Consider the following 24,699-nt stretch of genomic DNA (forward strand, 5'->3'; position numbering starts at 1 on the left):
CCCTCGGGGGTGGTGGTCACCGGTCGACGCCTCCCATCACGGGGTCGATGGACGCGACGGCGACGATGACGTCGGCGACCTGGCCGCCCTCGCACATCGCCGCCATGGCCTGCAGATTGGTGAAGGACGGGTCGCGGAAGTGGACCCGGTAGGGGCGGGTGCCTCCGTCGGACACGGCGTGCACCCCGAGCTCGCCCTTGGGCGACTCGACCGCCGCGTACGCCTGACCCGGCGGGACGCGGAAGCCCTCGGTCACCAGCTTGAAGTGGTGGATCAGGGCCTCCATGGAGGTGCCCATGATCTTCTTGATGTGGTCGAGAGAGTTGCCGAGACCGTCGGGGCCCAGTGCGAGCTGGGCGGGCCAGGCGATCTTCTTGTCGGCGACCATGACCGGGCCGGGCTGCAGCCGGTCCAGGCACTGCTCGACGATGTGCAGCGACTGGCGCATTTCCTCCAGGCGGATCAGGAAGCGCCCGTAGGAGTCGCAGGTGTCGGCGGTCGGGATCTCGAAGTCGTACGTCTCGTAGCCGCAGTACGGCTGGGCCTTGCGCAGGTCGTGCGGTAGGCCCGCGGAGCGCAGGATGGGGCCGGTGGCGCCGAGGGCCATGCATCCGGCCAGGTCGAGGTAGCCGACGTCCTGCATACGGGCCTTGAAGATGGGGTTCCCGGTGGCGAGCTTGTCGTACTCGGGAAGGTTCTTGTGCATCTTCTTCACGAACTCGCGGATCTGGTCCACCGCGCCGGGCGGCAGGTCCTGGGCGAGTCCGCCGGGGCGGATGTACGCGTGGTTCATCCGCAGGCCGGTGATCAGCTCGTAGATGTCGAGAATGAGTTCACGATCACGGAAGCCGTAGATCATGATCGTGGTGGCGCCGAGTTCCATGCCTCCGGTGGCGATGCACACCAGATGGGAGGAGAGTCGGTTCAGCTCCATCAGGAGGACGCGGATGATCGAGGCGCGGTCGGGGATCTGGTCCTCGATGCCGAGGAGCTTCTCGACGGCGAGACAGTAGGCGGTCTCGTTGAAGAACGGCGTCAGGTAGTCCATGCGCGTCACGAACGTGGTGCCCTGGGTCCACGTGCGGAACTCGAGGTTCTTCTCGATGCCGGTGTGGAGGTAGCCGATGCCGCAGCGGGCCTCGGTGACCGTCTCGCCGTCGATCTCCAGGATGAGCCGGAGCACGCCGTGGGTGGACGGGTGCTGCGGGCCCATGTTGACGATGATGCGCTCGTCGTCGGACTTCGCCGCGGACTGGGCGATCTCGTCCCAGTCGCCACCGGTGACCGTATATACGGTGCCCTCGGTCGTCTCCCGCGCCGCCGCGGCGGACGCGCCGGAAGAAGGGGTCTGCGTGCTCATGAGTACGACCTCCGCTGGTCCGGGGCAGGGATCTGGGCGCCCTTGTACTCGATGGGGATGCCACCGAGGGGGTAGTCCTTGCGCTGCGGGTGGCCCTGCCAGTCGTCCGGCATCATGATCCGCGTCAGGGCCGGGTGGCCGTCGAAGATCAGGCCGAAGAAGTCGTACGTCTCGCGCTCGTGCCAGTCGTTCGTCGGGTAGACGGAGACGAGCGAGGGGACGTGCGGGTCGGCGTCGGGGGCGCTGACTTCGAGGCGGATCAGCCGGTTGTGGGTGATCGAACGCAGGTGGTAGACGGCGTGCAGCTCCCGGCCCTTGTCGCTCGGGTAGTGCACTGCGCTCACGCCCGTGCACAGTTCGAAGCGGAGGGCCGGGTCGTCGCGGAGGGTCTGGGCGACCCGGAGCAGGTACTCGCGTTCGATGTGGAAGGTGAGCTCGTCGCGGTCGACGATCGTCTTCTCGATGGCGTTGTCGGGGACGAGTCCCTGTTCCTCCAGGGCGCCTTCCAGTTCGTCGGCGACCTCGTCGAACCAGCCGCCGTAGGGGCGGGTGGCCGGGCCGGGGAGCCGGATGGAGCGGACCAGGCCTCCGTAGCCGGTGGTGTCGCCGCCGTTGTTGGCGCCGAACATGCCGCGCTGGACGCGGATCTCCTCGCCGCCCTCGCCGCGCTGGCCGGGGAGGTTGGAGGCGCCGAGGTCCTTCTCGGGGTTCACCCCGTTGCCGTTCGCGTCGCTCACCGCAGCAGGCCCTTCATCTCGATGGTGGGGAGCGCCTTGAGCGCCGCTTCCTCCGCCTCGCGGGCCGCCTCCTCGGCGTTCACGCCGAGCTTGGAGGTCTGGATCTTCTGGTGGAGCTTGAGGATCGCGTCGATCAGCATCTCGGGCCGCGGCGGACAGCCGGGCAAATAGATGTCGACCGGGACGATGTGGTCGACGCCCTGCACAATGGCGTAGTTGTTGAACATTCCGCCCGATGAGGCACAGACCCCCATGGAGATCACCCACTTGGGGTTGGGCATCTGGTCATAGACCTGCCGCAGTACCGGCGCCATCTTCTGGCTGACGCGGCCGGCGACGATCATGAGGTCGGCCTGGCGCGGTGAGCCGCGGAAGACCTCCATGCCGAAGCGCGCGAGGTCGTAGCGGCCCGCGCCGGTCGTCATCATCTCGATGGCGCAGCAGGCGAGTCCGAACGTGGCGGGGAAGACGGACGCCTTGCGCACCCAGCCCGCGGCCTGCTCGACGGTGGTCAGCAGGAATCCGCTCGGCAGCTTTTCTTCGAGTCCCATGTCTTAAAGGCCCCTCAGTCCCATTCCAGGCCGCCGCGCCGCCATACGTACGCGTACGCGACGAAGACGGTGAGCACGAAGAGCAGCATCTCCACGAGCCCGAAAACACCCAGGGCGTCGAAGGTGACGGCCCAGGGGTAGAGGAAGACGATCTCGATGTCGAAGACGATGAAGAGCATCGCCGTCAGGTAGTACTTGATGGGGAAGCGCCCGCCGCCGGCCGGCGTGGGGGTCGGCTCGATACCGCACTCGTAGGCCTCGAGCTTGGCCCGGTTGTATCGCTTTGGACCGATAAGCGTGGCCATGACCACGGAGAAGATCGCAAAGCCTGCCCCGAGGGCTCCCAGTACGAGGATCGGCGCATACGCGTTCACGCTCCTCGCTCCTCTCAGTCGGCACTGACTGCTGGCGGTTGCGTCAGGCAAGCACTTCCGCTCCACCCGTCCCACGAACCCCGTGCGTCCCGACGAAGATCGCGTACATGTGAAGCAGGTCACAAGCCCAACTGCCTCGCATCTTATGCCCGCCGGTCTGTGATCTGCGACACGGGGTATTGCACAAGCTTTGTGATCTCCACCACCTGACGAAGGATCATGAAGTCGGATGAGCAGTGATCTTCATACGCGAAGCGTCCGTGCGATCACCAGATGTGACATTTCCGCTCGTCACCACAGGTCCGGGGCGGCGTCTCAATATCAAGAGACTTCCGATGCATGCAAATTGGTGCTGGACGCAGGGGCTTGGTAGAGGAGCGCGTTCACACATCAGAGGGAGGGGTGTGGACGGATGTGGACAGACATCGGCGCGTGCACACATTCACGAGGGGGAGGCGGTCGAGAGGTGCGCGCGAGACGCCGCCGGCCCGGTGACCGTTCCGTGACCTGCGTCACATCGGCCTATGGGTCAGATAAGCCGGCCTTGGCCACAGGCTGCGACCAGTGGTAGGCGGAGGGCAATTCGGACGTAATACGGAAAGAGCATGATCACAGGCTTGATCACCTCTGTCCATAATGCCCGTTACGGCGTCAATAAGAAGTGACGCGCCCCGGATTCGGCCGCGGATTGAACAACTGTGGCGCACCACACGTTTCTTGAAGGTATGAGGGAGTCCCTGATACCGGTTGTACCCATGTCCCACACCGCTCACATACGCAACCACCGGAAGCCCCGCCGCAACGCGTCGACGCTAGCGATGCGCGCCGGAGTTGCCGGTGGCGTTCTCAGCACCTTGGCCGTGGCCGGTGCGGCTGGTTCGGCGAACGCGGCCGAGCCCGTGACGCAGACCCTCGAACTGCCCACCCTGACGGCCGACCTGGCCACTCAGCTGGCACAGTCCGCGGACGCCACGCAGCAGGCAGCTGCCAACTACGAGCTGCAGGCCGAGCGCGACGCGGCCGCCGCAAAGGCCGCGAAGCAGGCCAAGGCGGACCTCGCGGACGCCAAGAAGAAGGCCGAGGCCAAGAAGAAGGCCGAGGACGCGCGCAAGGCCGCAGCCGCCCAGGCCGCCTCTCGGTCGTCCACGCGGACCGTCCTGTCCAGCTCCGCGGGCTCCTCGAGTTCGACCGTCTCCGCCCCGGCCAGCGGCAGTGTCGCCACCGTCATCGCCTTCCTCAAGGCTCAGGTCGGCGACGCGTACGTGATGGGCGGTACGGGCCCCAACGCCTGGGACTGCTCCGGCCTCGTGCAGGCCGCGTTCCGGCAGGTCGGTGTCGACCTGCCGCGCGTCTCGCAGGACCAGTCGACGTCCGGTACGCCGGTCTCGCTGTCCAACATCCAGGTCGGCGACATCCTGTACTGGGGTTCGGCCGGTTCGGCGTACCACGTGGGTGTGTACATCGGTAACGGCCAGTACCTGGACGCGGCCAACCCCTCCAAGGGTGTGGTGATTCAGGACCTTTCGGGCTACCCGGCCACGGGCGCGGTGCGCGTTCTCTGAGTCGCGGGACCTTGTAAGTCATACGGCATGAAGGCCGCCACCCGAGTGGGTGGCGGCCTCGTCGTGCTGCCCCGGGGGCGGGACCGCCCCCGGACGCCCCCGGAACGACCCCGGAGACCCCGGGAGGTCCCCGGAGGTCCCCCGGGCGCCCCGTGATGGCGTCAGGCCTTCGGTGCCACCTTCGAGAGGCCGTTGATGATGCGGTCCATCGCGTCGCCGCCGGTCGGGTCCGTGAGGTTCGCGAGCATCTTGAGGGTGAACTTCATCAGCAGCGGGTGGGTCAGGCCGCGCTGGGTCGCGATCTTCATGACCTTCGGGTTGCCGATGAGCTTCACGAAGGCGCGGCCGAGGGTGTAGTAGCCGCCGTAGGTGTCCTTGAGGACACGGGGGTAGCGCTGGAGGGCCAGTTCGCGCTGGGTCGGCGTCGAGCGGGCGTGGGCCTGCACGATGACGTCCGCGGCGATCTGGCCGGACTCCATGGCGTAGGCGATGCCCTCGCCGTTGAAGGGGTTGACCAGGCCGCCGGCGTCGCCGACCAGCAGCAGACCCTTGGTGTAGTGCGGTTGGCGGTTGAAGGCCATGGGGAGGGCGGCGCCGCGGATCGGGCCGGTCATGTTCTCCGGCGTATAGCCCCAGTCCTCCGGCATGGACGCGCACCAGGCCTTCAGGACCTCGCGCCAGTCCAGCTCCTTGAAGGAGTTGGAGGTGTTGAGCACGCCCAGGCCCACGTTCGAGGTGCCGTCGCCCATGCCGAAGATCCAGCCGTAGCCGGGCAGCAGACGGTCCTCGGCGCCCCGGCGGTCCCACAGCTCCAGCCAGGACTCCAGGTAGTCGTCCTCGTGGCGCGGGGACGTGAAGTACGTACGGACCGCGACACCCATCGGGCGGTCCTCGCGGCGGTGCAGGCCCATCGCCAGGGACAGGCGGGTCGAGTTGCCGTCGGCGGCGACGACCAGCGGCGCGTGGAAGGTGACCTCGCGCTTCTCCCCCACGTCGCCCAGCTTCGCGTGCACGCCCGTGATGCGGCCGGTGCGGTCGTCGATGATGGGGGCGCCGACGTTGCAGCGCTCGTACAGCCGCGCGCCCGCCTTCTGCGCCTGCCGGGCCAGCTGCTCGTCGAAGTCGTCGCGCTTGCGGACGAGTCCGTAGTCCGGGTAGGAGGCGAGATCCGGCCAGTCCAGCTGGAGGCGGACGCCGCCGCCGATGATGCGCAGGCCCTTGTTGCGCAGCCAGCCGGCCTCTTCGGAGATGTCGATCCCCATGGAGACGAGCTGCTTGGTGGCGCGCGGGGTCAGGCCGTCACCGCAGACCTTCTCCCTCGGGAACGCGGTCTTCTCCAGGAGCAGGACGTCGAGTCCGGCCTTCGCCAGGTAGTACGCGGTCGTGGAACCGGCTGGTCCAGCCCCGACGACGATCACATCTGCGGTGTTTTCGGAGAGGGGTTGGGGCTCGGTCACGGCGGGGTCTCCCCAAGACTCGAAATCTGCGTGCTGACGGGCACTGGACATGGGCAGTCTATGCAGCGGTACTGATCACCTGGCTGAAGGGTTGCCCCGTGAACCGAGCTCTCCCCGACGTACGGCTGCGTGTCCCCACCGACGAGGACGCGTTCGCCTGGCACCGGATCTTCGCCGACCCCGAGGTCATGGAGTTCCACGGTGGGAAGGCGGCCGAACTGTCGGTGTACGAGGAGCTCACCGCGCGGCAGCGCCGGCACGACGCCGAACTCGGATTCTGTCTGTGGACCCTGGTCGACGCGGAGGGTGAGGTGCTCGGCTTCACCGGCGCGCAGCCGTGGCCGCGCGAGTGGGGGCCGAAGGGCGAGATCGAGATCGGGTGGCGGCTCGGCAGGGCGCATTGGGGCAAGGGGTACGTCACCGCCGCCGCGCTCACCACCCTGGAGCGGGTGCGCGCGGCGGGCGTCTCGGATGTCGTCGCCGTGGTCAGGGCGGGCAACGAGCGCTCCATCGCCGTGACCCGACGCGTCGGCATGGAACTGGCCGAGGTCGTCACCCATCCCACGACGGCCGAACCCGCGCACTGCTACCGCCTCGCCCTCTGACGGCTTCCGGAAGGCCGCCTCACGGTTTCTCGCAGCCACCCGACGGTTTCCGGCAGCCACCCGACGGCTTCCGGAAGGGCCGGGCCCTGGCTTACCCTTCCGGTACCGCTGGGGGTGACGTCCGTGCGCCTGACACCCAAGACACCCGAAGTGCGCGTGCCGCGGCTCATCGGCCTGATGGCCGTGGACGCACGCGAGACGGCCGACGCGCGAGGTGTGCTGCTCGCCGCGCCCGACCGGCCCGACTTCCATCTCACCGTCGTCGACTACGTCGTACGCCAATATCCGCCGCCCGGCTCCGAGGTGCCGCGCGGGGCCGTGGTCACCGTGTGGTTCGACCTCGGTGACGCGGAGGGCGGCGCGGGTGTGCGGGAGCCGCGGCTGCCGGGTCCGCCGTCGGGCGGCATGCGCCGTGAGCTCGACGAGCCCGGGGACCCGTTCGAAGTACTCAGGTGAGACAGGCGCTCTCCGGAACCGAGAGCGGCAGCTCGCCGGGAGAACGTGTCAGGCGGCGCTTGCCCGGAGAACGCGTCCGGCGGCGCTTGCCCGGAAGAGGAGTCAGACGGCGCTCGCCCGGAGGAGGCGTCAGGCGGCCTTGAAGCCCCGGTGCAGGGCCACCACGCCGCCCGTCAGGTTCCGCCAGGCCACCTTCGACCAGCCGGCCTTGCGCAGCTTCTCGGCGAGCTCGGGCTGGTTCGGCCAGGCGCGGATGGACTCGGCGAGATAGACGTACGCGTCGGGGTTGGAGGACACCGCACGGGCGACCGGCGGCAGCGCGCGCATCAGGTACTCGGTGTAGACCGTGCGGAACGGCGCCCAGGTCGGGTGCGAGAACTCGCAGATCACGACCCGGCCGCCGGGCTTGGTCACCCGGTACAGCTCGCTCAGCGCCGTGTCGGTGTCCTGGACGTTGCGCAGGCCGAAGGAGATCGTCACCGCGTCGAAGGTGTCGTCCTTGAAGGGCAGCTTCGTCGCGTCGCCCGCGGTCAGCGGCAGCCAGGGGTGGTTCTTCTTGCCGACCCGGAGCATGCCGAGGGAGAAGTCGCAGGGCACGACGTAGGCGCCGGTGCGGGCGAAGGGGAGGGACGAGGTCGCCGTACCGGCCGCCAGGTCCAGGATCTTCTGTGCGGGACGCGCGTCGACCGCCTTCGCGACCTCCCTGCGCCACACCCGGTCCTGGCCGAGCGACAGCACGTCGTTCGTCAGGTCGTACCGTTCCGCCACGTCGTCGAACATCGAGGCGACTTCGTGCGGCTGCTTGTCCAGGGATGCGCGGGTCACTCCCCCATTGTGGCAGCACGGGCCGGGCGACTTTGCGGCGCCCGGCCCGTACGCCGGTCTCGTGCAACCCCCTCAGGGGATCTCCCGGAGGTTCCTTCAGGGGAGCAGCTTCGGCTTCTTCTTGGCGGCCACGTCCTCGACCCAGCCGACCAGCGGGATGGCGACCCAGATCAGCACCCAGCCGATGCCGAACATGAACCACTGGCTCTCCAGCGGCAGCCACTTCTCGAAGGCGGGCACCTTCCAGAACTGGTCGATCAGCGGGACCGCGAGCACGAGGGCGATCTCGTGCCAGAGGTAGATCGTCACCGCCCGCCCGTTGAAGATCGTCACGGTCCGGTCGAGCCGCTTGAAGCGGGCGAGCCAGGCGAAGTCGACGTTGTAATACGCCTTGAAGTACATCAGCAGCGTCACGAAGCCGGCCGACCAGAAGGTCTGCGCGACGGGGACCTCGTCCAGGTCGTACGTACCGAACTCCGCCTGGTGCGCGAAGGCGTACCAGCCGCCGTACGCCAGGAGGGCGAGCGACGCCAGGATCACCAGGGCCGGCTTCAGCCGCTGGAGCACGCCCTCGCGGTGCGCGAAGCCGACCAGCCAGCAGAACAGGAAGGTGGCGAAGTCCGTCAGGCCGCTGCCGAAGCGGTTGTACGGAGGCTGCCAGGCGTACTGGAAGACCAGGATCGGGGCGAGGGACAGGAGCAGGACCGGGAGGGGGGCCTTGCGGAAGACCTTCAGGAGAAGCGGGGACATCAGGACGAACCAGAGGTACGTCCGCAGGTACCAGAGGATCTCCCAGGCCTGGATGCCCCACTGGTTGCCCGGCGGGTCGCCGACCGGCACGATCCAGAAGACGATCTGCCAGCCCGGCATCCAGTCGTGGATCAGCATCGCCACCACGACGAAGGAGCCCCAGAACCAGAAGGGCGGCAGCAGCCGCCGCATGCGGCTCTTGACCACCTTGAGCGCGGGGCGTTCCAGGGACTTGGCCATCAGCGAGCCGGCGAGCGCGAACATCACGCCCATCGACGGGAAGACCAGGCCTGCCCAGGCCCAGCCGAAGGTGTGGTACGCCACGACACGGACCAGCGCGACGGCGCGCAGCGCGTCGAAGTAGCGGTCGCGTCCGGTGCCTTTGGCCTTCGGCGCGGGGTCGGCGGCGGGGCTTTCGGGCTCCCCGGCGTCAGGGCTGGGCCCGGTCCGGACGGCAGCGTCCGCCGCGGGCTCCGGCTCGATCACCGGCAGGGGTGCCGTCTCGGTGACGTACACCTGGCCATGGTCGACGTACCCCTGCCCGTAGCCGTACTGCTGGGGGACCTGATGCCGCCGGCCCTGGCCGTACGGATCGGGCTGCTGCCCGTACCCATAGTCATATCCCTGCTGCCCCTGCTGCCCTTGGTACTCCTGCTGGCCTTGGTACCCCTCATGTCCCTGGTACCGCTGTTGTTCCGAGCCCCAGCTCATGTCAGCTCACTCCTGCCGGGGTCCCGACCTCACCCGTGCGCTTGAGCTTCTGCCAGCGGAGGCGGCCGCCGGTCAGGGCGGTCACGGAGGAGTGGATCAGGACGAGGTACATCATCTGGCGGTATGCGAGCTGCTGCAGCGGCAGCATCGCGAGGTAGCGGTACTTCTCACGGTCGAGGCGGAACGCGTAGGCGGCGCAGACGAGTTGGACGACCAGCACCGCCAGCCAGGCCAGCAGTGAGGCCCAGAAGTCCACGAAGATCATCGAGTAGATGGTGAACACGTCGATGAGCGGAGCGAGGACCGGCGTGATGATCTGGAAGATCACCACGAGCGGCATGCCTATGCGGCCGAAGCGGCCCGACGGGCCCTTGTCCGTCAGGGACTTGCGGTGCTTCCACAGCGCCTGCATGGTGCCGTACGACCAGCGGTAGCGCTGCGACCACAGCTGCTTCAGGGAACTCGGTGCCTCCGTCCAGGCCTTGGCGTGCTCCTGGTAGACGACCCGCCAGCCCGCGCGGTGCATCGCGATGGTGATGTCGGTGTCCTCGGCGAGCGTGTCCTCGCTCATGCCGCCGGCCTCGAGGACCGCGTCGCGGCGGAACGCGCCGATCGCGCCCGGGATGGTCGGCATGCAACGCAGCAGGTCGTACATGCGGCGGTCGAGGTTGAAGCCCATCACGTACTCGATGTGCTGCCAGGCGCCGATGATGGTGTTGCGGTTGCCGACCTTGGCGTTGCCCGCGACCGCGCCGATGCCCGGGTCCGCGAAGGGCTGGACGAGCTGGTGCACGGCGTCCGGTTCGAAGACGGTGTCGCCGTCCATCATCACGACGATGTCGTAACTGGCGTTGCGGACGCCGTTGTTGAGGGCGGCCGGTTTGCCCGCGTTCTCCTGGCGGATGACCCGGACATTGGGCAGGCCCAGCGACTCGGCGATCTCCTTGGTGCCGTCCGTGGAGCCGTCGTCGACGACGATGATCTCGATCGGATGGGTGCTCTGCGCCAGTGAGTGGAGCGTGTTGGCGATGCACTCCTTCTCGTTGTACGCGGGCACGATCACCGTGACCGGCCCGGTGACCGTCGGCCCCCAGCTGAACTTGCCGCCCTTGCCGCGTTTCCTGTTGCGCTGTCTGTAGTGACGGCGGGCGAGGATCAGCATCATCCCGAAGCGGCCCATGACGGAGATGCCGACGACCAGCAGCAGCCAGGAGAGCAGCGGCAGGACCCATTCGGCGACCGCGACCGCGTAGACGAGCGCCTTGCCCTCGTAGAGGGTCGAGCCGGTGGCCTTCTGCTGGCCGGACTGCTCGACGTTCACCTTGTTGGTGGAGTTGTTGGTGGAGCTCGAACCGGGCGCGGACTGTGTGCCGCCCGGCTGCTCGCCCAGCGCGCCGGTGTCCGTACCGGCACCCGCCCCCCCACCGGCACCGGCACCGGTCTGTCCGACCCCGGCCTCGACGGCCTGTCCGGAACCGGCGGTGCCCGTGCGGCCGGCACCGTTCGCCGCTCTGTTCAGCTTCACCGTCGCGCCGCTGACGGTGGTGAAGGAGTACCCCTTCGCCTTCATCTTCTTGATGTACGTGTCGAGCGCCTTGACCGTCTCCGAGCGGTCGCCGCCCGCGTCGTGCATGAGGACGACGGCGCCCTTGTTGTTCTTCGGCGTGGCCCACTGGACGATCTTCGAGACGCCCGGCTTCTTCCAGTCGTCGCTGTCGGTGTCGACGAAGACGCTGGTGTAGCCGAGGTTGCCGATCTCCTTGTAGACGGGCCAGCTGTAGTTGTCGACGGCGTTGATCTCCGAGGAGTACGGGGCCCGGAACAGCGTCGTCGTGATCCCCGCCGCACCCGCGAGCGCGAGCTGGGTCTGCTTCAGCTCGCGCTGGAGCCGGCCCGTGCCCTGGTAGGAGAGGTCGACGTGGGTGAAGGTGTGGATGCCGACCTCATTGCCCTGGTCCACGAGGTCCTTCACGACGCTCGGATAGCGGGAGACCATCGAGCCGACCATGAAGAAGGTGGCCTCGACGCCGTTGTCTTCGAGCACCTTGAGGATCTGGGGAGTCCAGGTCGGGGTCGGACCGTCGTCGAAGGTGAGCACGATGGTCTTCTTCGGGACGGACTGAGTCTTGGCCGTGCCGCCTGTGAACGTCAGAAGCGGACCGCCGTCGAGGATCTTCTGCGGCACCTTGTCGTAGGCCGCGCCGTCGCGCACCCGCGCGTCGTTGCCGATCTCGGAACGCAGATAGCCGTCGAGCAGCATCACGCTGGTGAGCCCCAGCAGGAGCAGCAGGGCGAGGATCACGCGCGGTTTCTGCAGCGCCGCGGCCTTGCCGGCCGCCCGCTCCATCTTGGTGGGGGCGCGCCGGCGGCCGCGTGAAGGCGTCGTCGAAGTCATGGAGGTGGGTCCGTTCCGGTCAGTTGGCGCCGGTGGAAGCGGACGCGGATGCGGCCGGGGAAGCGGCCGAGGAGGGGGCCGTGCCCGTGCGCAGGCCCGACGGCGGGGTGCCGGTCGGCCTGCCGGTGGGGGCCACGCCGCCCTGCGGCCGGAGATTGCCCCCGGGTGCGGAGCCGGCCTGGCCGCCGCTGAACGGGAAGAGCGAGGACGGGGTCAGCGAGGTGCCCCAGCCCATGAAGGCCATCCCGAGGACGACCGCGTAGCCGAAGCAGACGGCGCCGACGAGCATGCCGAACCTGCGCAGCAGACGTGCTCTGCGCCCGGAGTTGTCAACGAACACGGGACCGTCTTCGGACGCGTTGCCACGTTTGCGGCGACGGCCGCGCCCTTGACTGTGGTTTTCGATGGCTGACTCGGATTGCATTCCCCGGATATTAGGGCTCCTTTATGTGGCCAATTCTCTGGTTCTCATGTGAGGCGCCCATGAAACTTGGCCCAAGCTGTCCATTCCCTGAGAGAATCCTTGAACATCTGCGCAGCTCAGGGTCGATACATATTTACCTTGTGTACCGATTAGCGGCCCGGCTTGCCCGATTCGCGTACCGCTAGTCATGGGTTACCCATGCGCTTCCTGTATTCGGGAATCACCCTCGGATGTGCCACCTTGGAACTCCCGAATCGCACTTTGTTTCGGTCCTGAGACAGAAATCACGAGAGCGGGTGCATACGCAATGAGGGGTTATCTGAGGCCGGCTGCCGGGCTCACCTGTCTGTTTGCTCTGGCGGCGGCGGGGTGCTCTTCCGGTGGTACGGGTGCCACGGACGCGGCGCCCGCGCAGACCTCCCCGGCCCCGCGGACGAGTGCGGCGCCCTCCGAGAGCGCGTCCTCCTCCAGCACCTCGTACGCGCCCTACGTGAGCGCCACGGAGGCCTCCGCGACGGACTCGAAGGGGTCTCCGACCACGTACAACCTGGCCTTCGTGATCTCCGACGGCACCAACTGCACGGCCAAGTGGAACGGCACGGACGCCATCGACAAGGCCGCCGTGAAGTCCCGGATCTCGGCGCTGAAGGAGTCCGGCGCGAGGGTGCGCGTCTCGTTCGGCGGGGCGTCGGGCAAGGAGCTGGCGGAGGTCTGCGACAGCGCGAGCGCGCTCGCGGCGGCGTACGGGGCGGCGCTCGACGCCGCCGGGTCCACCCAGGCCGACTTCGACATCGAGGGGGACGCGCTGACCGACTCCGCGTCGGTCGCGCTGCGGTCCAAGGCGATCGCGCTGCTCCAGAAGGAGCGCGGTGATCTGAAGGTGTCCTTCACGCTGCCGGTCATGCCGTCGGGGCTGGATTCGGACAGTCTGGCGCTGCTGGAGTCCGCCAACGACAACTCCGTGACGGTCTCCACGGTCAACATCATGACGATGAACTACGGGAGTTCGTACTCCGGGGACATGGGCGACTACGCCGAGACGTCCGCCAAGGCGACCCATGATCAACTGCAGGATGTTTTCGGACTGTCGAGTGCGGGCGCCTGGCAGGGGCTCGCGTTGACCTCGATGATCGGGGACAACGACGTGGCCAATGAGACGTTCAGCCTCTCGGACGCGGCACAGGTCCGTGCGTTCGCCGAGTCGAAGAAGATCGCTTGGGTGTCGCTGTGGTCGACGTTCCGGGATCAGCAGTGTTCGAGTGATGACGCTTCTTCGGACAATGCGGCCACCAATTGCAGTGGGGTTTCGCAGAGTTCGGGGGCGTTTGCGGAGGCGTTCGCCGGGTGAGGGCGCATATCTGATCTGCGGGCCGGTGGGGGCTGGTCGCGCCCCGCGGCGGAGCCGCACATATACACAGCCCCGCGCCCCTGAAAACGGGGCACTTCCCCGCCCGGGGTGAAGAAGTTCAGCGGCGTCTGTGTACCAGACGGCCCGCGCACACCGTCGCGATGCATGCTCCGTCCGCATCGAAGACCGCGAGGTCGGCACGTCCCGCGTCGACGATCGCGGTCTCCCGCGTACACGGGAGTACGGCGACCTCGTTGCGGGAGGCCGCCGCGCGGAGGTCGGGGGTGTCGGCGTACTCCGCCAGTACCGCCGTGGCCCCCGACTTCAGCACCGCGTGAACACGTTCCCGTGGGGACGGTGCCTCGGGCAGTGGGCCCTCGTGGACGAGCGCCGGTCCGAGGACCCCGGGCCATCTGCGGACCCGCGCCCCCGGAAAGCGCTCCAGCAGCACGTCCAGCGGCCCGGCGCCCGCCACCCGGTCGCCCTCCACGGCGACCGCGCCGTCCTTCAGCGGGTCCGCGTCCCAGCTGATGCGCAGCTCGTCGGCGGTGTGGATCGTCAGCACGGCGGGGCTAGTTGGAGGCGAGCAGCTTCAGCTCGGGATGCGCCGTACCGCCCTCGATCGCGGTGGACGAGATGTGGGACATGACGCGCTCGTCGACCGGGTCGTTCGCCGGGTCGTCGTGGACGACGATGTGCTCGTACGTCGTGGTCCGCTGGGCGGGCACGCGGCCGGCCTTGCGGATCAGGTCGATGATCTCCATGCGGTTGGAGCGGTGCTTGGCGCCCGCCGAGGAGACGACGTTCTCCTCCAGCATGATCGAGCCGAGGTCGTCCGCGCCGTAGTGCAGGGAGAGCTGGCCGACCTCCTTGCCGGTGGTCAGCCAGGAGCCCTGGATGTGGGCGATGTTGTCCATGAACAGCCGGGCGATCGCGATCATCCGCAGGTACTCGAAGAGCGTCGCCTGCGTGCGGCCCTTCAGGTGGTTGTTCTCGGGCTGGTAGGTGTACGGGATGAAGGCGCGGAAGCCGCCCGTGCGGTCCTGTACGTCACGGATCATCCGCAGGTGCTCGATACGCTCGGCGTTGGTCTCGCCGGTGCCCATGAGCATGGTGGACGTCGACTCGACGCCCAGCCCGTGCGCGGTCTCCATGATCTCCAGCCAGCGCTCGCCGGACTCCTTGAGGGGGGCGATCGCCTTGCGGGGGCGGGCTGGGAGGAGTTCGGCACCTGCGCCCGCGAAGGAGTCGAGGCCGGCGGTGTGGATCCGCTGGATGGCCTCCTCCACACTCACCTTGGAGATGCGGGCCATGTGCTCGACCTCGGACGCGCCGAGGGAGTGGATGACCAGCTGCGGGTAGGCGGCCTTGATCGCGGCGAAGTGCTTCTCGTAGTACTCGACGCCGTAATCCGGGTGGTGTCCGCCCTGGAACATGATCTGCGTACCGCCGAGTTCGACGGTCTCCGCGCAGCGGCGGAGGATGTCGTCGAGGTCGCGCGTCCAGCCCTTGGCCGTGTCCTTGGGAGCCGCGTAGAAGGCGCAGAACTTGCACGCCGTGACGCACACGTTCGTGTAGTTGATGTTGCGCTCGATGATGTACGTGGCGATGTGCTCGGTCCCCGCGTACCGGCGGCGGCGTACCGCGTCCGCGGCGGCGCCCAGGGCGTGCAGCGGGGCGTCGCGGTAGAGGACGAGCGCCTCTTCGGGGGTGATCCGCCCACCCGCGGCAGCACGGTCGAGGACGGCTGTGACATCAAAACACGTGAGGTCGGCCTTCTCGGTCACCGGGAGCGTCCCTTTCGTAAGGAATGAAACAGGCGCGAAGCGCTTCGAAATAAGGGTGGTGGTGGGAGACGGGTGGGCGGACCCGGCCAGCCTACGCCAGCCCCGTCCGTGGCCCGACGTCAGGCCGCGTACGCCCCGATCAGCAGCCCGACGTACGCCCCCGCGATCAGGAACGGTCCGAAGGGGATGGACGTCTTGCGCCCCGCGCGTCGCATCAGCACCAGCCCCAGCCCGTACAGGCCGCCGAACAAGAACCCGGCGAAGGTCCCGAGCACCACGGTCCCCCATCCGTACCAGCCGAGCACGGCCCCGATCCCCAGCGCGAGCTTCACATCCCCGAAGCCCATGCCGTTCGGGTTGACGAGGAAGAGGAGGAAGTACGCGCCGCCCAGCACGAGCGACCCGAACAGTGCGGTCGGCCACTCCCCCGCGTGCTCCGGTACGAGGGCCATCACGCCCAGCAGTACCAGCGCCAGGCCCGCGAGCGGCAGGGTCAGGACGTCCGGCAGCCGCTGCACCCGGAAGTCCACGACCGCGAGCAGCACACCGAGCGGCGCGAGCAGCAGCCAGACGGCCAGTTCGGGGCGGGCGCCGGTGGCGAGGGCGAGCCCGGCGCAGGCCCCCGCGGTGGTGAGGGCGACGAGGGGGGTGCTGGGGCCGTAGCGGTAGGTCGTCGGGACACCGCCCGGCTCCCGCCCCGCACCACCCGGCACGGTCCCCGCATCACCGGGCACGCGCCCCGCGTCGCCGGGCGCCGACCACGACGTACGAAGGTCACGAAGGTACTGGGCGCAGTCGGCGCAGCGGGCGAGGCCGAGCCAGCCGCCCGCGGCGCCGGTGAGGGCGTGTCCGTCGGGGCACCGGGTCCGCCACGCCTCGTCCGGCTCCACCGCGAACCGGTAGGCGGCCCGCGGTACCAGCAGTCCCGCCGCCGCGCCCCAGAGGGCGGCGAGGACGGTCAGCCACAGCGGCCGGACGGACCAGAGTTCGAGGTCCACGGCTACTCGGCCTTCGACATGCGGGCCACCGGATCGCCCGCGTCCGCGTTGTCCGTCTCGTACTTGAGGTCGCCCCCGGCGGGGATCAGCCGCACCTCGTGGCTGCCCGTCGTGCAGGTGCCGGGGTTGGACGTCTTGGCGGTGCTCGTCGCGGTGAGCTGCTTGTCGGTGACCTTCTTCAGGACGAGTACGTCGTCACAGATGCCGCCGATCAGGTCGGTCGACCGGAACGTGCCCAACTCCTTGCCCACGGCGGCCTGGTGGAGGGTGACCCGGAACGTGCCCGCGGGCAGCTTCCCGCTCAGTGCGTAGGCATCGCCCGACCAGCTACCGAGGTAGTGCGCGGGCACGGAGGCGAGCGTCGCGCCGGCCGAGCCGGGGGCGCTCGGTGTCGCCGCCGGAGGGCTGGCCGCGGAATCGGAGCCGCTGGAAGCCGAGTTGTCGTCACCGCCGCCCGGGAGCAGATGGAACATGAACACCGAACCCACGGTCACCGCGGCCAGCGCTCCCGCGACGGCCAGCGCGAGCGTGCAACTCACCCTGCGGCCACGACCGTTCGCACCCGGCGCCGAGGCCGCGGCCACGCTCACGGAGAGCTTGCCCGGGTGGACCGTCGGCGCCGCGACCGCGTCCTGGACATCGCGCTGCCCCGGTACGTACGTCGGCATGGCGTACGGCGGCATGGCGTACGGCGGCATGGTCGGCGGCGGACCGAACACCCCGTCGGGCGGCGGCGCCCCGGCCCCGGAGTCCGTGCCCACCGAAGGGCTGCTGAAGCCCACCGGCCCGGACGGCGTCACCTCCGCCGCCTCCAGGTTCAGCAGCTGCACCGCGCTGCGGCTGACCTGCTCCACCAGGGGCCCCGGCAGCCAGCCGGCGGTCACCAGCCGGGCCGCCCCCTCGGGGGCCAGCCGTCCGGCCACCTCACCCGGGGTCGGCCGGCCGGCCGGGTCCTTGGCGAGGCAGGCGGCCACGAGTTCCCGTAGCTCCCCCTCCAGGGAGCCGAGCCGGGGTTCCTCGTGCACCACCTTGTAGAGGAGGGCGGCCGAGGAGTCGCCGGGGAAGGGGGACTCGCCCGTCGCCGCGTACACCAGCACCGCGCCCAGGGAGAAGACGTCCGCCGCGCCCGTGACCCCCTTGCCGAGGATCTGCTCGGGGGACATGTAGCCGGGGGAGCCGACGGAGACGCCCGTCGAGGTGAGCGAGGCGGTGCCGTCGGTGGCGCGGGCGATGCCGAAGTCGATGAGGAGGGGGCCGTCGAGGGTGAGCAGGACGTTGGAGGGCTTGACGTCACGGTGGACGAGACCCAGCGCGTGGACCGCCGTGAGCGCCTCGGCCAGGCCCGCGCCCAGCACCCGTACCGAATGCGCCGGAAGCGGACCGCTCGCGTCGGCGACCGCCGCCGCGAGCGAGGGACCGGCCGCGTAGCCGGTCGCGACCCATGGCACGGACGCCTCCGGGTCCGCGTCGAGGACCGGGGCCGTCCACGCGCCGCCCACCCGCCGCGCGGCCTCGACCTCGCGGCGGAAGCGGGCGCGGAACTCCTCGTCGAGCGCGAAGTGCGGGTGCACGATCTTGACCGCGACCGTCCGCCCGCCCGCGCTGCGGCCGAGGTACACCCGCCCCATGCCGCCGGCCCCCAGCCGGCCGAGGAGCCGGTAGGGCCCCACGACCGTGGGTTCATCCACTCCGAGCGGCTGCATGGCGCTCCCACCTCCCCCGTACGCACGGACGCACTGCCCAGCAGGGTAGTTCCGTACGCCCCCGCGTTCTCAGGGAGTCAGCAGTTCGACCTTCACGTCCGTCGGGAAGCCGGTGGTCGAGCCGACCCGCCGGGCGAACTCCTGTACGGCCGCGAGCTGCGGGCCGCCGAAGCGGAAGTCGAGCGTGGTGAAGTACTGCTCCAGGGTCCGCTCGTCGAAGGCCTCCCAGCGGGCCGCCTGCTCGGCGACCTTGGAGACCTCGTCCAGCGAGAGGTCCCGGGAGGCGAGGAAGGCCTCGTGCACCTTGCGGGTGACGACGGGCTCGCGCTCCAGGTAGTCGCGGCGGGCCGCCCACACGGCGAAGACGAACGGCAGGCCCGTCCACTCCTTCCACAGCGTGCCGAGGTCGTGCACCTCCAGACCGAACTTCGGCCCGTCGAGGAGATTGGCCCGCAGTGCCGCGTCGCCGATGAGGACGGCGGCGTCGGCCTCCTGCATCATCAGGCTGAGGTCGGGCGGGCACGTGTAGTAGGACGGCTGGACGCCCACGCTCTCGGCCAGCAGCAGCTGCGCGAGTCGAACGGACGTGCGAGAGGTGGAGCCGAGCGCGACCCGGGCGCCGTCCAGCTGGTCCAGCGGGACCTGCGAGACGATCACGCAGGACATCACCGGACCGTCGCAGCCGACCGCGATGTCCGGGAAGGCGACCAGCTCGTCGGCGTGCTTGAGGAACTCGACGAGCGTGATGGGCCCGATGTCGAGGTCGCCCTGCACCAGCTTCTCGCTGAGCTTCTCCGGGGTGTCCTTGGTGAGCTCGAAGTCGAGGAGCGTGCCCGTTCTCGCGAGCCCCCAGTAGAGGGGCAGGCAGTTCAGGAACTGGATGTGGCCGACGCGCGGCCGGGTGCGGTAATTGTCCACATCGCGAGGCTAGACCCCATGGAGTACCGTGCAGTCTCCAGGGTCCCCGCGTGGTTTCCGAAACCCTTCCGCCCTCTTGTGTCAACCCTTGCGACAGCAAGTCGACACCATCACGTCAACCCATCCGCCATACGGGTCAAACATCCGGGTGGCGTGATCTTGCCCCCTATTGCTTTCGGCTGCCTGCGTGCTAGGCTCGCCGCAAGTTGCAGTTTGGTTTCCCTTGCAGTACAGAGCCTGCGGAGCATGTGACCGCGGGCTCTCGTCGTTTTCAGACGTATGCAGTTGTTTACACAATCGCAGGTTCTGGAGCAGGGCAACCCTTTGGGCCCAAGGAGGGCTTATGGCTACCGGAACCGTGAAGTGGTTCAACGCCGAAAAGGGCTTTGGTTTCATCGCCCAGGAAGGCGGCGGCCCGGACGTCTTCGTCCACTACTCCGCGATCAACGCGAGCGGATTCCGCTCTCTCGAAGAGAACCAGTCGGTTTCCTTCGACGTCACGCAGGGTCCGAAGGGCCCGCAGGCGGAGAACGTCACCCCGATCTGAGTCTGCGGGCTTCATGAGCCCAATGCTTTGATCCGGAACGGATCGCAATACCCAAGGAGCCCCACGCCTGCCTGGCGTGGGGCTCCTGCCTTGTCTCCGTTGCCCTGCCTTGTCTCTCTTGCCCTGCCTTGTCTCCGTTGCCCTGTCTTGTCTCTCTTGCCCTGCCTCGCCCTCGGTGCGCCCCTACCGCACGTACAGCTCCTCGATCTCCTTGCTGAAGTCACGTTCGATCGCCGCCCGCTTCAGCTTCATGGTGGGGGTCACGTGGCCCGCGAGTTCCGTGAAGTCCCCCGGAAGGACGGCGAAGCGACGGATGGACTCGGGGCGGGAGACGAGCTTGTTGGCCTCGTCGATCGCGCGCTGGAGGATGACGTTCAGCTCCGGGTCGTCCGTGAGGAGCTCCGGCGGGACGGGGTGCTTGCCGATCATCTGGCGCCAGTGGGTGACGCCGTCCTGGTCGAGGGTGATGAGGACGGTGACGTAGGGGCGGCGGTCGCCGAGGACGATGCACTGGGCGATCAGCGGATGCGAGCGGAGCCAGTTCTCCAGGGGTGCGGGGGCCACGCTCTTGCCGCCCGCGGTGATCAGGATCTCCTTCTTGCGGCCCGTGATGGTGAGGTAGCCCCCGTCGTCCAGTTCGCCGATGTCACCGGTCGCGAACCAGCCGTCCGGCGCCGCGTCGACGACGCCGCCCGCGTTCGGGTCCCAGTAGCCGCGGAAGATCTGTTCGCCGCCCAGCAGGATCTCGCCGTCCCCGGCTATCCGGACCCTGGTGCCGGGCAGCGGCCAGCCCACCGTGCCCAGTCGGGGTTTGAGCGGGGGCGTGACGGTCGCGGCGGCGGTGGCCTCCGTCAGGCCGTAGCCCTCGAAGATCTCGATGCCGGCGCCCGCGTAGAACGCGGCGAGACGGCGGCCCAGCGGAGAGCCGCCGCAGATCGCGTAGCGGACCTTGCCGCCCAGCGCGTTGCGGATACGGCGGTAGACCAGGGGGTCGTACAGGGCGCGGGCGGCGCGCAGGGAACGCGAGGGACCCGGCCCGGTGCCGTGCTGCTTGGCCTCGACCGCCTCGCCGTAGCTGCACGCGATGCGCGCGGCGCGGTCGAAGGAGGACCCGCGGGCCATCTTCTCGGCCGTGGCCCGGCCGGTGTTGAACACCTTCTCCAGGACATAGGGGATGGCCAGCAGGAAGGTGGGTCTGAAGCTCGCCAGGTCCGCGAGCAGATCCTCGGTACTCAGGCTCGGCGCATGGCCCAGGCGCACCCGTGCGCGCAGACAGGCGACCGCGACCATCCGCCCGAAGACATGGGAGAGGGGGAGGAAGAGAAGCATCGACGCGGCGTCCGAGGTCTTCGCCTTGAAGATCGGGTAGAGCAGTTCGATCGCGTTGTCGATCTCGGCGAAGAAGTTGCCGTGGGTGAGTGCGCAGCCCTTGGGACGGCCGGTGGTGCCCGAGGTGTAGATGAGGGTGGCGAGCGTGTCGGGGCCGAGCACTCCACGGCGTACGGCGACCTCCTGGTCCGGGATGTCCTGGCCCAGCTCGGCCAGCCGCTCCAGGTGTCCCTTGTCGAAGACCCACATGTGCCGCAGGTCGGGGATCCGGTCGCGCTCCGGGCCGAGCGCGGACGCCTGCGCCACCGTCTCCGTGGCGAGGGCGACGGCTCCGGAGTCCTGGAGGATCCAGCGGACCTGGAAGACGGAGGAGGTGGGATAGACGGGGACGGTGACCAGACCCGCAGCCCAGGCCGCGAAGTCCAGGAGCGTCCACTCGTAGGTCGTCCGCGCCATGATCGCGATGCGGTCGCCGGGCGCCAGGCCCTCGGCGATCAGGCCCTTCGCGACCGCCAGCACCTGCGCGGCGAACTCGGTGGCGGTCACGTCCTCCCAGGCGCCGTCGGCGTTCTTCCTGCTGAGAACCGCCGCGTTCGGGGCCACGGTCGCGTTGTCGAACGGGATGTCCGCCAGCGAGCCGTGGGTCACCTGACCGACGAGGGGCGGCATGGACACCTCGCGCACCACTCCGTCCAGCCGCTTGATCTCGGGCTCCACGAGAGAGGGCGGGGAGTCGTAGGGGCTGGGCTGGCTGGACATGGGGCGGCTCCTTGGCTGCCAGGACCCGGTCGGTATGAGGCGGGTTGGGGGCGCAAAGCCTCATACGTGCCTGGGGCGTGGGGGGTTCATGCGAGTTTCAACAAGGCATGGGTGACCGGGATCGTACGGGCTTGGGGTGTGGGGTTTGTGGGTGTTTGGGGCGGGCGGGGTGCGAGTTACCTCCGGTACGGGAATTCGGGTGCGGGTGCTTTTCGGGTGCGGGCCGGTGGGGGCTGGGCGCGCAGTTCCCCGCGCCCCTGAAGACCCGGGGCGGGCGGCGTTGGAGGGTGCCGCCGTTACTGGCGTTCCAGGATGGCCGTGACTCCCTGGCCGCCTGCCGCGCAGATCGAGACGAGGCCCCGGCCGGGGGTGTCGCGTTCCGCCAGGAGTGTGGCCAGGGTGGCCACGATGCGGGCGCCGGTGGCGGCGAAGGGGTGGCCGGTGGCGAGGGAGGAGCCCGCGACGTTGAGGCGGGAGCGGTCGACCGTTCCCAGGCCGCGTTTCTCCCAGGCGGCCAGGGTGGCGAGGACCTGGGAGGCGAATGCCTCGTGGACCTCGATGAAGTCGAAGTCCTCCAGGGTGAGTTCGGCGCGTTCCAGGAGGCGCGGGAGGGCGTACGCCGGGGCCATCAGCAGGCCGTCCTCGCCGCCGACCACGTCACCCTCGACGAAGTCGACCGCGGCGGTCTCGTACGCGGTCAGGTGGGCGAGCGGGGACAGACCCCGCGCCTCGGCCCAGTCGTCGCTCGCCAGGAGCACCGTGGCCGCCCCGTCCGTCAGCGGTGTCGAATTCCCCGCGGTCATGGTCGGGTCGGGCCGTTCGGTACCGAACACCGGCTTGAGCGCGGCCAGTTCGGCGGGCGTCGAGTCCGGGCGGAGGTTCTGGTCGCGGGCCAGTCCGCGGAACGGGACGACGAGGTCGTCGAAGAGGCCCCGTTCGTACGCCGCCGCCAGTCGCTGATGGCTGGTGGCCGCCAGTTCGTCCTGCGCCTCGCGGGTCACCCCCCACGCGCGGGCCGTCACGGCGGCGTGCTCCCCCATGGACAGACCCGTGCGCGGCTCGGCGTTGCGCGGGATGTCGGGGACGAGGTGGGAGGGGCGGACGCGGGCGAGGGCCCGGAGGCGGGCGCCGGGCGACTTGGCGCGGCGGACCTCCAGGAGGATGCGGCGCAGTGCGTCGTTGACCCCGAGCGGGGCGTCGCTCGCGGTGTCGGCGCCGCCCGCGATCGCGGACTCGGTCTGGCCCAGCGTGATCTTGTTGGCGGCGGCGATGACGGCCTGCAGGCCGGTGCCGCAGGCCTGCTGGATGTCGTACGCCGGGGTGCGCGCGTCGAGTTTCGAGCCGAGGACGGTCTCGCGGGCGAGGTTGAAGTCGCGACTGTGCTTGAGGACGGCCCCGGCGACCAACTCGCCCACCGCTCCCGGCTCTTCGAGACCGTACCGCTCGACCAGGCCGTCGACCGTCGCGGTCAGCATCTCCTGGTTGGAGGCGGTGGCGTACGGGCCGTCGGAGCGGGCGAACGGGGTGCGGGCGCCGCCGACGACCGCGACGGGGCGCGTCCCGGACGGCCTTCCGGCGCGGCTTGTTCTCCGTGGATTGCGGGGGCTCATCTCGACCTGCTCCTGATCCTTCACGTAGCCTTACCCTGGGTAACCTTACTCCAGAGTAAATTTACGTCCGAGCTGGGAGTTGGACAATGGCGGACCGCTATCTGAGCTTCACCAGCACCGCACCCGGTCGCTTTCTGACCCGTCGGCTCGGGCTGCCCCAGCCGGCCGCGTTGCACCGCTGGTCGCCGGAACGGCCCACCTTGGAGGGGGCGTTGCTGCTCCTGGCGGCCGGGAAGCCGACGCTGGACGACGTGGCCGCCGTACTGGCCCGGACGGGGCTCGAGGTGCGGACGGAGGCGACGGCACAGCGGCCTGCCGGGATCGTGCTCGACGCGACCGGGGTCGCCGACGTGGAGGCGCTCGCCGAGGTGCACACGGCGCTGCATCCCGTGGTGCGGTCGGTCGCCGACGGTGGGCGGGTGGTGGTGCTCGGCGCGGCGCTCGACCCCGTCGATCACCATCAGGCGGCGGCGCAACAGGCGTTGGAGGGGTTCGTGCGGTCTCTGGGGAAGGAGATCGGGCGGGGGCGGACGGTGACGTTGGTGCGGATCGCGGGAGCGGGAGCGGGAGCGGCGGGTTCCGTCGCCGGTGCCGAGTCCACGTTCCGGTTTCTGCTGTCACCCAGGTCGGCGTATGTCAGTGGGCAGGTGATCGAGATCGGTCGCGCCGGTGGTGATGGCGGTGGTGCTGGTGAGGTGTCCGTGCCGGACGACTGGGCGCGGCCCCTCGCCGGGCGGACCGCCCTCGTCACCGGGGCCGCGCGGGGGATCGGGCAGGCGGTGGCCGAGACCCTGGCGCGGGACGGGGCGCGGGTGGTGTGTCTGGACGTGCCCGGCGCCGCGTCCGAGCTCGACGTGGTCGCCGCGCGGCTGGACGGTGGGCGGGCGTTGGCGCTCGACATCACCTCCGCCGACGCGGGGGCGCGGATCGGGGAGGCGTTGCCCGACGGGCTGGACGTTCTCGTCCACAACGCCGGGATCACGCGGGACCGGAAGCTGGCCAACATGCCCGCGGAGCGGTGGGGGTCGGTGCTCGACGTGAATCTCGCGAGTGTGCTGCGGACGACGGATGTGCTGCTGGGGGACGGGGTGGTGCGGCGCGGGGGGCGGATCGTGGCCACCGCGTCGATCGCCGGGATCGCCGGGAACGTCGGGCAGACCAACTACGCGGCCAGTAAGGCGGGGGTCGTGGGGTTCGTACGGGCGCTGGCTCCGCGGGCGTGGGGCGAGCACGGGGTGACGGTGAACGCCGTCGCGCCCGGGTTCATCGAGACGAAGATGACGGCGGCCGTGCCGTTGTTCATCCGGGAGGCGGGGCGACGGATGAACTCCCTCGGGCAAGGGGGGCTGCCGGTCGATGTCGCCGAGACGATCGCGTGGCTCGCCGGGCCGGGGTCCTGGGCCGTGAACGGGCAGGTGGTTCGGGTGTGTGGCCAGAGCCTGCTGGGGGCGTAGGAGGGTTGTTCGTCCCTGCCGCCCCTACCCTCCCCCAAG

General features: G+C 69.4%; 22 protein-coding genes. 6 read left to right on the forward strand and 16 right to left on the reverse strand.

Annotated elements, in window-relative coordinates:
• Positions 1-16: 16 nt before the first annotated feature.
• Genes SMIR_RS15190 through SMIR_RS15205 form a run of 4 tightly spaced genes read right to left on the reverse strand, consistent with a single transcriptional unit; the run spans position 17 to position 3,022 of the window.
• Positions 17-1,360: an NADH-quinone oxidoreductase subunit D gene (locus SMIR_RS15190; RefSeq protein WP_101400039.1), complete on the reverse strand. Its 1,344-nt coding sequence runs from the start codon at positions 1,358-1,360 to the stop codon at positions 17-19.
• On the reverse strand, positions 1,357-2,097 hold the full coding sequence (locus tag SMIR_RS15195; RefSeq protein WP_168494502.1) for an NADH-quinone oxidoreductase subunit C: 741 nt from the start codon (positions 2,095-2,097) through the stop codon (positions 1,357-1,359). Before SMIR_RS15195 ends, SMIR_RS15190 begins: the two co-directional genes overlap by 4 nt.
• Positions 2,094-2,648: a NuoB/complex I 20 kDa subunit family protein gene (locus SMIR_RS15200; RefSeq protein ID WP_053743379.1), complete on the reverse strand. Its 555-nt coding sequence runs from the start codon at positions 2,646-2,648 to the stop codon at positions 2,094-2,096. The genes SMIR_RS15195 and SMIR_RS15200 overlap by 4 nt, the downstream gene beginning before the upstream one ends.
• 14 nt (positions 2,649-2,662) lie before the next feature.
• Positions 2,663-3,022, reverse strand: coding sequence for an NADH-quinone oxidoreductase subunit A (locus SMIR_RS15205; protein WP_007383963.1), 360 nt, complete (start codon positions 3,020-3,022; stop codon positions 2,663-2,665).
• A gap of 725 nt (positions 3,023-3,747) precedes the next feature.
• Here SMIR_RS15205 and SMIR_RS15210 point away from each other — a divergent pair.
• Entirely contained in the window at positions 3,748-4,584 is an 837-nt protein-coding gene (locus SMIR_RS15210; RefSeq protein WP_060901541.1) for a C40 family peptidase, read from the forward strand.
• 161 nt (positions 4,585-4,745) lie between these two features.
• On the opposite strand, the gene SMIR_RS15215 is transcribed toward SMIR_RS15210, so the two are convergent.
• Complete coding sequence (locus tag SMIR_RS15215; RefSeq protein ID WP_168494500.1) at positions 4,746-6,041, reverse strand: geranylgeranyl reductase family protein; 1,296 nt, start codon at positions 6,039-6,041, stop codon at positions 4,746-4,748.
• A 98-nt stretch (positions 6,042-6,139) separates the two neighbouring features.
• Between SMIR_RS15215 and SMIR_RS15220 the strand changes: the two genes are divergently transcribed.
• Both SMIR_RS15220 and SMIR_RS15225 read left to right on the forward strand, forming a co-directional pair.
• Positions 6,140-6,646 (forward strand): GNAT family N-acetyltransferase, encoded by a 507-nt coding sequence (locus tag SMIR_RS15220; protein ID WP_168494498.1) that lies wholly within the window; start codon positions 6,140-6,142, stop codon positions 6,644-6,646.
• A gap of 123 nt (positions 6,647-6,769) precedes the next feature.
• A complete protein-coding gene (locus SMIR_RS15225; RefSeq protein ID WP_054232190.1) occupies positions 6,770-7,102 on the forward strand; it encodes a PASTA domain-containing protein in 333 nt (110 codons plus the stop codon).
• 129 nt (positions 7,103-7,231) lie between these two features.
• Here SMIR_RS15225 and SMIR_RS15230 read toward each other — a convergent pair whose 3' ends face one another.
• The 4 genes from SMIR_RS15230 to SMIR_RS15245 all read right to left on the reverse strand — a co-directional run bounded on the left by SMIR_RS15230 (position 7,232) and on the right by SMIR_RS15245 (position 12,123).
• On the reverse strand, positions 7,232-7,927 hold the full coding sequence (locus SMIR_RS15230; protein ID WP_168494496.1) for a demethylmenaquinone methyltransferase: 696 nt from the start codon (positions 7,925-7,927) through the stop codon (positions 7,232-7,234).
• 96 nt (positions 7,928-8,023) lie between these two features.
• The gene (locus SMIR_RS15235; RefSeq protein ID WP_212727119.1) at positions 8,024-9,388 is read right to left on the reverse strand and encodes an acyltransferase family protein; all 1,365 of its coding nucleotides are present in this window, start codon (positions 9,386-9,388) and stop codon (positions 8,024-8,026) included.
• 1 nt (position 9,389) lies between these two features.
• Entirely contained in the window at positions 9,390-11,783 is a 2,394-nt protein-coding gene (locus SMIR_RS15240) for a bifunctional polysaccharide deacetylase/glycosyltransferase family 2 protein (RefSeq protein ID WP_212727120.1), read from the reverse strand.
• A 19-nt stretch (positions 11,784-11,802) separates the two neighbouring features.
• Positions 11,803-12,123, reverse strand: coding sequence for a hypothetical protein (locus SMIR_RS15245; protein ID WP_348774739.1), 321 nt, complete (start codon positions 12,121-12,123; stop codon positions 11,803-11,805).
• A 391-nt stretch (positions 12,124-12,514) separates the two neighbouring features.
• Here SMIR_RS15245 and SMIR_RS15250 point away from each other — a divergent pair, with 391 nt between their 5' ends.
• Positions 12,515-13,555, forward strand: a complete 1,041-nt coding sequence (locus tag SMIR_RS15250; RefSeq protein WP_212727121.1) for a chitinase — start codon at positions 12,515-12,517, stop codon at positions 13,553-13,555.
• A 118-nt stretch (positions 13,556-13,673) separates the two neighbouring features.
• Here the strand turns inward: SMIR_RS15250 and SMIR_RS15255 are convergent, their stop codons facing one another.
• From SMIR_RS15255 to SMIR_RS15275, 5 genes are all read right to left on the reverse strand, one after another.
• Positions 13,674-14,120, reverse strand: a complete 447-nt coding sequence (locus tag SMIR_RS15255) for an imidazolonepropionase-like domain-containing protein (RefSeq protein ID WP_168494486.1) — start codon at positions 14,118-14,120, stop codon at positions 13,674-13,676.
• 7 nt (positions 14,121-14,127) lie between these two features.
• Entirely contained in the window at positions 14,128-15,342 is a 1,215-nt protein-coding gene (gene mqnC / locus SMIR_RS15260; protein ID WP_212727122.1) for a cyclic dehypoxanthinyl futalosine synthase, read from the reverse strand.
• Positions 15,343-15,461: 119 nt separating this feature from the next.
• Positions 15,462-16,340, reverse strand: a complete 879-nt coding sequence (locus tag SMIR_RS15265) for a prepilin peptidase (protein WP_168494484.1) — start codon at positions 16,338-16,340, stop codon at positions 15,462-15,464.
• Positions 16,341-16,342: 2 nt separating this feature from the next.
• Positions 16,343-18,043 (reverse strand): serine/threonine-protein kinase, encoded by a 1,701-nt coding sequence (locus SMIR_RS15270; protein ID WP_168494482.1) that lies wholly within the window; start codon positions 18,041-18,043, stop codon positions 16,343-16,345.
• Positions 18,044-18,112: 69 nt separating this feature from the next.
• On the reverse strand, positions 18,113-18,961 hold the full coding sequence (locus SMIR_RS15275) for a menaquinone biosynthetic enzyme MqnA/MqnD family protein (RefSeq protein WP_099921219.1): 849 nt from the start codon (positions 18,959-18,961) through the stop codon (positions 18,113-18,115).
• A 343-nt stretch (positions 18,962-19,304) separates the two neighbouring features.
• Here SMIR_RS15275 and SMIR_RS15280 point away from each other — a divergent pair, with 343 nt between their 5' ends.
• Complete coding sequence (locus tag SMIR_RS15280; protein ID WP_028805073.1) at positions 19,305-19,508, forward strand: cold-shock protein; 204 nt, start codon at positions 19,305-19,307, stop codon at positions 19,506-19,508.
• Between the two features lie 183 nt (positions 19,509-19,691).
• On the opposite strand, the gene SMIR_RS15285 is transcribed toward SMIR_RS15280, so the two are convergent.
• Together SMIR_RS15285 and SMIR_RS15290 are read right to left on the reverse strand one after the other, a co-directional pair.
• Positions 19,692-21,596, reverse strand: coding sequence for an AMP-dependent synthetase/ligase (locus SMIR_RS15285; protein ID WP_168494480.1), 1,905 nt, complete (start codon positions 21,594-21,596; stop codon positions 19,692-19,694).
• A 296-nt stretch (positions 21,597-21,892) separates the two neighbouring features.
• Entirely contained in the window at positions 21,893-23,206 is a 1,314-nt protein-coding gene (locus tag SMIR_RS15290; protein WP_168501226.1) for an acetyl-CoA C-acetyltransferase, read from the reverse strand.
• A gap of 86 nt (positions 23,207-23,292) precedes the next feature.
• Here SMIR_RS15290 and SMIR_RS15295 point away from each other — a divergent pair, with 86 nt between their 5' ends.
• Positions 23,293-24,660, forward strand: coding sequence for a 3-oxoacyl-ACP reductase (locus SMIR_RS15295; protein ID WP_168494478.1), 1,368 nt, complete (start codon positions 23,293-23,295; stop codon positions 24,658-24,660).
• The last annotated feature ends 39 nt before the right edge of the window (positions 24,661-24,699 follow it).

Origin of the sequence: Streptomyces mirabilis (assembly GCF_018310535.1) — a bacterium.
Lineage (GTDB): Bacteria > Actinomycetota > Actinomycetes > Streptomycetales > Streptomycetaceae > Streptomyces.